The 3,060-nt window shown below is 65.0% G+C and carries 3 protein-coding genes; 1 reads left to right on the top strand and 2 read right to left on the bottom strand.

Annotated features, from left to right (window positions below):
- Both AC4FAH_RS13020 and AC4FAH_RS13015 read right to left on the bottom strand, forming a co-directional pair.
- A partial coding sequence (locus AC4FAH_RS13020; RefSeq protein ID WP_490246169.1) for an ABC transporter ATP-binding protein occupies positions 1–1,034 on the bottom strand: 1,034 nt, incomplete at its 3' end.
- On the bottom strand, positions 1,034–2,188 hold the full coding sequence (locus tag AC4FAH_RS13015; protein ID WP_153635419.1) for an ABC transporter ATP-binding protein: 1,155 nt from the start codon (positions 2,186–2,188) through the stop codon (positions 1,034–1,036). The genes AC4FAH_RS13015 and AC4FAH_RS13020, both read right to left, overlap by 1 nt.
- Before the next feature lie 660 nt (positions 2,189–2,848).
- On the opposite strand from AC4FAH_RS13015, the gene AC4FAH_RS13010 reads away from it, so the two are divergent.
- Positions 2,849–3,060, top strand: a 212-nt coding sequence (locus AC4FAH_RS13010; RefSeq protein ID WP_490246168.1) for a hypothetical protein, incomplete at its 3' end; no start/stop codon positions are given.

Raw genomic sequence — 3,060 nt, 5'->3', positions numbered from 1 at the left:
CGCGCCTTGAACAGGCAGCCGCCACCGATGTCGAGATCCACCACCTTGTAGGTCCCCAGGTCCTGCACCAGCGTGACCTGACCACTCAGCCAATGCTCGCGGGTGTCGGGAACCGCCGCCGCTGATGAGCTGTCGCTGGCCTCGAGCTCGACGAATTCGGGGCGAATGCCCAGTTTCAACTCGCCCTTGCGCTCCGCCAGTGTCGCTAGCAGCGCTCGTGGAAGATGCAGCAAGGGTGCATCCTCCCCCGTGCCGAGCCGCACGCCCTGCGATTCCAGCGTGATGCTGGCCAGGTTCATGCCCGGTGAGCCGATGAAGTAGCCCACGAAGGTGTGAGCGGGGTCCTCGAACAGCTCGCGCGGGGTGCCGAACTGCACGATGCGGCCCTCGTACATCACCGCGATCTTGTCGGCGAAGGTCGAGGCCTCCAGCTGATCATGGGTGACGTAGACCATGGTGATGTTGAACTGCTCGTGGATCTGCTTGAGCTTGCGGCGCAGCTTCCACTTGAGGTGGGGGTCGATGACCGTCAGCGGTTCATCGAACAGGATGGCGGCCACGTCATCGCGCACCAGGCCACGGCCCATCGAGACCTTCTGCTTCTCGTCGGCCGTCAGGTTGCTGGCACGCCGCGTCAGCAGGTCTTCCAGCTCCAGCACCTGGGCGATCTCACGCACCCGGGACTGCACCTTGTGCTCCGGCTGGCGCTGATTGCGCAGCGGGAAGGCCAGATTGTCGAAGACCGTCATGGTGTCGTAGACCACCGGGAACTGGAAAACCTGGGCAATGTTGCGCTCTTCCGGCGGCAGCCGATTGACCACGCGATCATCGAAGCGCACCTCGCCCTCGGAGGGGGCCAGCAGCCCGGAGATGATGTTGAGCAGCGTGCTCTTGCCACACCCCGACGGGCCGAGCAGTGCATAGGCGCCGCCCTGCTGCCAGACATGATTCATGCGCCGGATGGCGTAATCACTGTCCGCGGTGGGCGCCGCCAGGTAGCTGTGCGCCAGATCATTGAGGTGTATTTCCGCCATCAGGCCAGCCCTCCGCCAGTCGTGGTGGGTCGCTCGGGCGAGCGGATCAGTGCCCCATCGCCATGCTGTTCCGCCCCGTCACCACCATCGGCGGCATAGACGAACAGCTTGTGGGCGGGGGCATAGACGCGGATGGCATCATCCACGGCGAAGTCGTGGATGCCGGCCAGATGCAGGACCAGCGAGTGATCGTCATTGCTGACATGCAGGAAGGTCTCGGAGCCGGAGATCTCGGCGATATCCACCGTGACGGCGAACTCCAGATCATCATCGGCCAGAGGTGCCAGCCCCAGATGGCTGGGGCGGATGCCGAAGCGGTAGGCCCCGCTCTCGATCCCCGCCAGTGGCGTGGGCAGCACGAAACGGCTGCCCTGCTCGCCGGCACTGGCCGCGCCGGAGAACGCCAGCTCACGTCCGCGCACCTCGGCCTCGAACAGATTGATCTGCGGCTCGGAGTAGAGCTTCGCCGCCTCGACACTCAGTGGATGATGGTAGACGGCCTCGGTAGGCCCGGACTGCAGCACCCGCCCTTCATGCATCAGGGTGGTGGTGCCGCCGAGTGCCAGCGCCTCGCCGGGCTCGGTGGTGGCGTAGACGGCAATGGTGTTGCGGGTCGCGAACAGGCTGCGCATCTCGTGGCGCAGTTCTTCGCGCAGCTTGTAGTCGAGATTGACCAGCGGCTCATCGAACAGCACCAGGTCGGCGTCCTTGACCAGCGCCCGCGCCATGGCCGTGCGCTGCTGCTGGCCACCGGACAACTCCGCCGGCTGACGCGCAAGAAACTGCTCGATATGCAGCATCTCGGCGATCTCGTGCACGCGGCGGCGGATTTCCTCGGGCGCCATGCGCGCCAGCTTCAAAGGCGAGGCGATGTTGTCGTAGACGCTCAGGCTCGGGTAGTTGATGAACTGCTGATAGACCATCGAGATGTTGCGCTCGCGCACTGGACGGCCGGTCACGTCCTCGCCGTTCATCACGATGCGCCCGTCACTGGGCACATCGAGACCCGCCATCAGGCGCATCAGCGACGTCTTGCCGGACAGGGTGCGTCCCAGCAGCACATTGAAGGAGCCGGGCTCGAAGGTCAGGTCCACCCTGTCGATATGGGTCTCGCGGCCAACCCGGCGGGTGACCGCCTCAAGGCTCAAGGACATGGCGCTGTCTCGTCTGGTGAAAGTCATCGGGGCAAGGACACGGCCAACCACTGCCGAGTGTTCACACCCACCTGGTGACTATCCTCAAGCGAACCCTGTGCCAGCCGCGCGCAACCCCCTGCCCACAGACAGCCTCCATCGCCCCTCGGAGGGCGCCGGATTCCGCTCTTCTGTCGATCATTCAGCCACTTGCCAGATGCGACCAAGGCAGGGGCAGACCATGGTCTAGCCCGTCATCCGCCGCGTCTGCCGCTACTCTGATGAACAGTGTCTGCACACTGGAGTCCTCGGAACTGAACACTCACCACGCACAAGTGAACATTGCCGTGAACACTCCCCCAGACCGATCACAGCATCGATAACAGCACCAATAACAACAGAGGCCTGAAAGGCCCGCCGCACAAGGGACATCGCATGCCACTACCCCACACCGCCAAGCACTCAGCGCGCCACGCTGCCCACCATTCGGCCAATCATTCAGCTCGCCACGCGGAGGATCAGGCGCTCGATCCAGGCGCCGCCTCCACAACGCCTGCGGCGGCGCTTCCCCCTGCTCCCTCCTCTTCTCTTCCCTCTTCTCTTCCCTCGGCGCTGCCGCCCTCAACCCTCAGGTGTCCGCCGGAGGAGCTCGTCTGGCGTCAGCGTCAGGCCGCCAGCCTGATGGCGACGGTGGCGTCAGCGGTGGCCGGCCATACCCTCAACCTGCTCGATCACTGGCAGGCGTGTCTGGTGCTGACCGACCGCGACGGCGTGGTGCTGGCAAGCTACGGCCATCAACAGCTGCTGGGCAATGACGCCGCCCTGTTGCACCCCGGCGCGCGCTGGCGTGAGGAGTCGCTGGGTCACAACGCCATCGCCGAGACCCTGAATGC

The sequence above is a fragment of the Cobetia sp. genome, assembly GCF_983723665.1.
Note: the sequence above shows the minus strand (reverse complement) of the source record. Positions and strands in the feature narration are given on the sequence as shown.